This window comes from Streptomyces sp. NPDC055025 (assembly GCF_053608565.1).
Map to the genome: position 1 here is coordinate 78915 of NZ_JBSGVS010000042.1, position 6000 is coordinate 84914.

The 6000-nt window shown below is 69.4% G+C and carries 6 protein-coding genes and 1 tRNA gene; 2 read left to right on the top strand and 5 right to left on the bottom strand.

Features of this window, described 5'->3' with window-relative positions:
• Positions 1 to 63: 63 nt before the first annotated feature.
• The 4 genes from rplK to ACWGDX_RS25115 form a co-directional block, all read right to left on the bottom strand.
• Positions 64 to 498 (bottom strand): 50S ribosomal protein L11, encoded by a 435-nt coding sequence (gene rplK, locus ACWGDX_RS25100; RefSeq protein WP_382856354.1) that lies wholly within the window; start codon positions 496 to 498, stop codon positions 64 to 66.
• Between the two features lie 218 nt (positions 499 to 716).
• Positions 717 to 1595: a transcription termination/antitermination protein NusG gene (gene nusG / locus ACWGDX_RS25105; RefSeq protein WP_453628946.1), complete on the bottom strand. Its 879-nt coding sequence runs from the start codon at positions 1593 to 1595 to the stop codon at positions 717 to 719.
• Between the two features lie 71 nt (positions 1596 to 1666).
• A complete protein-coding gene (gene secE, locus ACWGDX_RS25110) occupies positions 1667 to 1951 on the bottom strand; it encodes a preprotein translocase subunit SecE (protein ID WP_066942727.1) in 285 nt (94 codons plus the stop codon).
• Between the two features lie 108 nt (positions 1952 to 2059).
• Positions 2060 to 2132, bottom strand: a tRNA-Trp gene (locus tag ACWGDX_RS25115).
• A gap of 226 nt (positions 2133 to 2358) precedes the next feature.
• Here ACWGDX_RS25115 and ACWGDX_RS25120 point away from each other — a divergent pair.
• Positions 2359 to 3585, top strand: a complete 1227-nt coding sequence (locus tag ACWGDX_RS25120) for a pyridoxal phosphate-dependent aminotransferase (RefSeq protein WP_453628948.1) — start codon at positions 2359 to 2361, stop codon at positions 3583 to 3585.
• Positions 3586 to 3749: 164 nt separating this feature from the next.
• Positions 3750 to 4778: an adenosine deaminase gene (locus ACWGDX_RS25125; RefSeq protein ID WP_453628950.1), complete on the top strand. Its 1029-nt coding sequence runs from the start codon at positions 3750 to 3752 to the stop codon at positions 4776 to 4778.
• A gap of 19 nt (positions 4779 to 4797) precedes the next feature.
• Here ACWGDX_RS25125 and ACWGDX_RS25130 read toward each other — a convergent pair whose 3' ends face one another.
• Entirely contained in the window at positions 4798 to 5853 is a 1056-nt protein-coding gene (locus ACWGDX_RS25130) for a UDP-N-acetylmuramate dehydrogenase (protein WP_453628952.1), read from the bottom strand.
• Between the last annotated feature and the right edge of the window lie 147 nt (positions 5854 to 6000).

The window sequence follows — 6000 nt, forward strand, 5'->3', positions numbered from 1 at the left end:
ACAGGTGTGGAGTTCGTGGTCCGGGCCGCGCATGGCCCTGCCACTGGGGCTTGCCCGGCTGGGTCAGCCCTCGACCGTGATGCCCATGGAACGGGCGGTGCCGGCGATGATCTTCTCGGCGGCGTCCAGGTCGTTGGCGTTCAGGTCGGGCATCTTGGTCGTGGCGATGTCACGCACCTGGGCGCGGGTGAGCTTCGCGACCTTCTTGACGTGCGGCTCGCCGGAGCCCTTGTCCACACCAGCGGCCTTGAGGATCAGCTTGGCGGCCGGCGGAGTCTTGGTGATGAAGGTGAAGGAGCGGTCGTCGTAGACCGTGATCTCCACCGGCACGACCATGCCACGCTGCGACTCGGTCGCGGCGTTGTAGGCCTTGCAGAACTCCATGATGTTGACGCCGTGCTGGCCCAGTGCGGGGCCGACCGGCGGAGCCGGGTTGGCCGCACCGGCACTGATCTGGAGCTTGATAAGCCCCGTGACCTTCTTCTTCTTGGGAGGCATGTGCTCTCTCCGGGTCCTAGTGAGAGTTTTCAGCCGACCGTCCGGTCATCCGGATGGAGGCATACCGCACAACGATAACGGGTATAGCTGTACGGCCAAAAACCGACAGGTCAGACATCTGTGGGAGCCTGTCTGACCTGGTCGGAAGCTGTTGTTCCGGAGTCGCTGCTCCGGAGCTGTTGTGCCAGAGGGCGCGTGACGCCCGTGCGGTCCGGCGCTCAGTTCTTCTGGATCTGGTCGAAGCTCAGCTCGACCGGCGTCTCCCGGCCGAAGATCTCGACCAGGCCCTTGACCTTCTTCGAGTCGGCGTTGATCTCGTTGATGGTCGCCTGGAGCGTGGCGAACGGACCGTCGGTGACGGTGACCGAGTCACCGACCTCGAAGTCCAGCACCTGGACCTCGACCTTGCGGGACGGAACCGGCCTGCCCTCGGCCTCGGCGGCCTCACGGGCGGCCTTCTCCTCGGCCTCCGGCGCGAGCATCTTGACGATCTCGTCCAGGGTCAGCGGGTACGGGTCGTACGCGTTGCCCACGAAGCCGGTGACGCCCGGGGTGTTGCGGACGACGCCCCAGGACTCGTTCGTCAGATCCATCCGCACCAGGACATAGCCCGGGAGCTTGTTCTGGCGGACGTTCTTGCGCTCGCCGTTCTTGATCTGGACGATCTCTTCCTCGGGGACCTCGGCCTGGTAGATGAAGTCCTCGACGTTCAGCGAGACGGCACGCTGCTCCAGGTTGGCCTTCACGCGCTTCTCGTAGCCCGCGTAGGTGTGGATGACGTACCACTCGCCGGGCAGACCGCGGAGCTCCTCACGGAGCGCGGCGATCGGGTCGGCGGGAGCGTCGGCCGGGGCCTCGCCCTCGGCGTCCTCGTCGTCCGTGTCCGCCTCGTCGCGCGCGTCCTCGGCGGAGTCGTCGTCCGCCTCGGTCTCGTCGTCCTCGACATGGAGAGCGGCCTCTTCGGCCGGCTCGCCCGCGGCGACGTCAGCGGCTTCGGCCTGGTCTGGCTCGACAGCGTCCGCCGCCTCGACGATGCCGGTTTCGTCCTCTCGGGACTCCTCCGACTCGCTGGCGTCGTTCAGTTTCGGGTCAGACACGGTGGCTGCTTCTTCCTGGCTCAATGGGTGGAACACGCGAAGGAGCGCCGCGTCGGGCGCTCTTCGCGGGATCAGCCGAAGACGTACTTGATCGCATTCTGGAAGCCGTAGTCAATCACGGTCACCAGACCGATCATGATGACAACGAAGACAATCACCACTGTGGTGTACGTCGTCAGCTGATTGCGAGTCGGCCAGACGACCTTGCGCAGCTCGGCGACGATCTGACGGTAGAAGAGCGCGAGACGGCCCAGAGGACCCTTCTTGCCGCGCTTGCCACCCTTACGGGGCTTCTTCGACTCAGCGGACTCGTCGTCGGCATCAGGCTTGTCGATGGAGCCCACGGCGTCCGTCACGCTCTCTCACCTGATTCCCGGTCGTGGCCGTGCCGCGCCCGGGGGAGCCGCACGGCGGTGCATTGAATGTACGTGCATGCGCACACAGCCTGGCGGAGGCTTGTGTAGCAGGGCCGGAGGGACTTGAACCCCCAACCGCTGGTTTTGGAGACCAGTGCTCTACCAATTGAGCTACGACCCTTTGTGTCTTCCTCAACCTACCGCATCCGACCGGGTGCACGGAGTGCCTGGTACGGACCTGTCTGCCGAGGCCCAACGACGAGTGAGTGTACGTGGTCGTGGCGCCCGCGTCGAACAGCTTGCGCCGTAACGATTCACGACCGGCGCCGTTCGCGGGGCCGTCCGCTGTTTGTTCACTGGATGAAACCTGTGTGCCGGGGAGGTTTCAGGTCTGGGACCATGGCCGTATGAGCGCTGCAATCCCACCCACCGAGCGCCGGGTCTCCGCCCGAGTCGGCGCGATCTCCGAATCCGCGACCCTCGCCGTGGACGCCAAGGCCAAGGCCCTGAAGGCCGCCGGACGTCCGGTGATCGGCTTCGGCGCCGGCGAGCCCGACTTCCCGACGCCCGGCTATATCGTCGACGCGGCCGTCGAGGCCTGCCGTGTCCCCAAGTACCACCGCTACACGCCGGCCGGCGGGCTTCCCGAGCTGAAGGCCGCCATCGTCGCGAAGACGCTGCGTGACTCGGGTTACGAGATCGAGGCCTCCCAGGTCCTGGTGACCAACGGCGGCAAGCAGGCGATCTACGAGGCGTTCGCGGCCATACTGGACCCCGGTGACGAGGTCATCGTCCCGGCTCCGTACTGGACCACCTATCCCGAGTCGATCCGGCTGGCCGGCGGTGTCCCGGTAGAGGTCGTGGCCGACGAGACCACCGGCTACCGGCTCTCCGTCGAGCAGTTGGAGGCGGCCCGTACGGAGCGTACGAAGGTCGTGCTCTTCGTCTCACCGTCCAACCCGACGGGTGCCGTCTACAGCCCCGCCGACACCGAGGCCATCGGCCGCTGGGCCGTCGAGCACGGGCTGTGGGTGCTGACGGACGAGATCTACGAGCACCTGGTGTACGGCGACGCCACCTTCACCTCGCTGCCCGCCGCCGTGCCGGAGCTGCGTGACAAGTGCCTCGTGGTCAACGGTGTGGCGAAGACCTACGCGATGACCGGCTGGCGTGTGGGCTGGGTCATCGGCCCCAAGGATGTCGTCAAGGCCGCGACCAACCTCCAGTCGCACGCCACGTCCAATGTCTCCAATGTCGCGCAGGCCGCCGCGCTCGCCGCCGTCTCCGGTGATCTCACGGCCGTCGCCGAGATGCGCACCGCGTTCGACCGGCGCCGCCGGACCGTCGTGCGGATGCTCAACGAGATCGACGGCGTGCTCTGCCCCGAGCCCGAGGGCGCGTTCTATGTGTACCCCTCGGTGAAGGCCCTCCTGGGCAAGGAGATCCGGGGCAGCCGGCCGCGGACCACGGTCGAGCTGGCCGCGCTGATTTTGGAGGAGGTCGAGGTCGCGGTGGTGCCGGGCGAGGCCTTCGGTACGCCCGGATATCTGCGGCTGTCGTACGCGCTCGGCGACGAGGACCTGGTGCAGGGCATCACCCGGATCCAGAAGCTGCTGGCCGAGGCTCAGGACTGACCCGCGCCGCGCTTCCTCCCGCCGCTCCTCCCGGGCGGGCCGAAGACACCGCGCCACGGAAACGGGCTCCCGGCGATGGCCGGGGGCTCGTTTTTGCGTTCGGGCAAGATCTCGATCGGGGAAAGGGGCTGCCGGTCGGCCCTTCCGTGCGGCAGGATCCTGGAATGGAGAGCACCACCCGCCCCCGCGATCTCAGCCTGCTGCCCAAGGCTCATCTGCATCTGCACTTCACCGGTTCGATGCGGCCCACGACGCTGCTCGAACTCGCCGAGAAGTACGGTGTCCACCTCCCCGAGGCGCTGACCAGCGGTGAACCGCCCAGACTGCGCGCCACCGACGAGCGCGGCTGGTTCCGTTTCCAGCGGCTCTACGACATCGCCCGGTCCTGTCTGCGCGCGCCGGAGGACATCCAGCGGCTGGTCCGCGAGACCGCCGAGGAGGACGTACGGGACGGCTCGGGCTGGCTGGAGATACAGGTCGACCCCACCTCGTACGCACCGCTGCTCGGCGGGCTGATCCCCGCGCTGGAGATCATCCTGGACGCCGTGGACGCGGCCGCCAGGGACACCGGTCTCGGGATGCGCGTGCTGGTCGCGGCGAACCGGATGAAACACCCGCTGGAGGCCAGGACCCTGGCCCGGCTCGCCGTGCGGTACGCGGACCGGGGTGTCGTCGGCTTCGGGCTCTCCAACGACGAGCGGCGCGGGATGGCCAGGGACTTCGACCGCGCCTTCGCGATCGCCAGGGAGGGCGGGCTGCTGGCCGCGCCGCACGGCGGCGAGCTGACCGGGCCCGCGTCCGTACGGGACTGTCTGGACGATCTGCGCGCCTCCCGGATCGGACACGGCGTCCGGGCCGCCGAGGACCCCAGGCTTCTGCGCAGGCTCGCGGACCGGGGGGTGACCTGCGAGGTCTGCCCGTCCTCCAATGTGGCGCTGGGCGTCTACGAGAAGCCGGAGGACGTGCCGCTGCGGACCTTTTTCGAGGCGGGGGTACCGATGGCGCTCGGCGCGGACGACCCGCTGCTGTTCGGCTCGCGGCTGGTGGCGCAGTACGAGCTGGCCCGCGCGCACCACGGCTTCAGCGACGCGGAACTCGCCGAGCTGGCGCGTCAGTCGGTACGGGGCTCGGCGGCGCCCCCGGAGGTACGGGAGAAGCTGCTGGCGGGGATCGACACCTGGCTGGCGGACTGAAACGTCCGTGGGGGGCGTGCTAGAGGCTGACGCCGACCGTCACGGGCTCGTTGACCAGGGTGATCCCGAACGCCTCATGGACCCCGGCGACCACCTCGCGGGCGAGCGTGAGCAGATCCTCGGTGGTCGCCGCGCCCCGGTTGGTGAGGGCGAGGGTGTGCTTGCCGGAGATACGGGCCGGGCCCGTGCCGTACCCCTTGGTGAAACCGGCCTTGTCGATCAGCCAGGCGGCGGAGGTCTTCGTGAGGCCCTCCCCCGCGGGGAACGCGGGCGGCGTCGCGGCGGCGCCGAGGCGGGCCCGTACGCGCCCGACGAACTCGGCGTGCTCCCGCTCGGTCAGGACCGGGTTGGTGAAGAAGGAGCCCGCCGACCAGGTGTCGTGGTCCTCGGGGTCCAGCACCATGCCCTTGCCCGCCCGCAGCTTGAGCACGGTGTCCCGGGCGACGGCGGCGGGCACGCGGTCGCCGGGCTCGACCCCGAGGGCGCGGGCCGTCTCGGCGTACTTGAGCGGGGCGGAGAGCCCGCCCGCGTCCTCCAGCAGGAAGCGGACGCGCAGCACGGCATACCGCTCGGGGTGCTCCTTGAAGCGGCTGTGGCGGTACGAGAAGGCGCATTCGGCGTTGGTCAGCGTGACGGTCTCGCGGGCGGCGCGGTCGTAGGCGACGACCTCGGTGATGGTGCTGGACACCTCCTGGCCGTACGCGCCGACGTTCTGGATCGGGGTGGCACCGGCCGATCCGGGGATGCCGGCGAGGCATTCGACGCCCGCCAGGCCCGCCTCGACGGTACGGGCGACGGCGTCGCTCCAGACCTCGCCCGCGGCCAGCTCCAGCGTGGTGCCGTCGAGGGTGAAGCCCCGGGTCGCGATACGCAGGGCGGTTCCCTCGAAGCCCTGGTCCCCGATGACCAGATTGCTCCCGCCGCCGATGATCAGGAGCGGTGTGCCGGCCGCGTCCGCCGCGCGTACGGCTTCGGTGACCTCGTCGTCGGTGGTGGCCGTGAGGAGCCGGGCCGCGGGCCCGCCGAGCCGGAAGGTGGTCAGGGGGGCGAGAGGGGCGTTGTGGAGTTCCTGCACGGGGACAAGAGTACGGGCCGTGGGGGGGGCGGGGGGGGGGGCGCGCGGGCCGTTGGGGGGCCAGGTGACTGTGACGCCGTGGTTCACGGGGGGGGGTGGGGGCCGGGGCGGGGGTGGTTCGGGCTGTCGGCGGGCGTTGTCTCGCAC

Excerpts from the sequence above, each read along its gene's own strand:
- rplK (WP_382856354.1), bottom strand. The coding sequence starts at position 498 with ATGCCTCCCAAGAAGAAGAAGGTCACGGGGCTTATCAAGCTCCAGATC.
- ACWGDX_RS25120 (WP_453628948.1), top strand. The coding sequence starts at position 2,359 with ATGAGCGCTGCAATCCCACCCACCGAGCGCCGGGTCTCCGCCCGAGTC.
- ACWGDX_RS25125 (WP_453628950.1), top strand. The coding sequence starts at position 3,750 with ATGGAGAGCACCACCCGCCCCCGCGATCTCAGCCTGCTGCCCAAGGCT.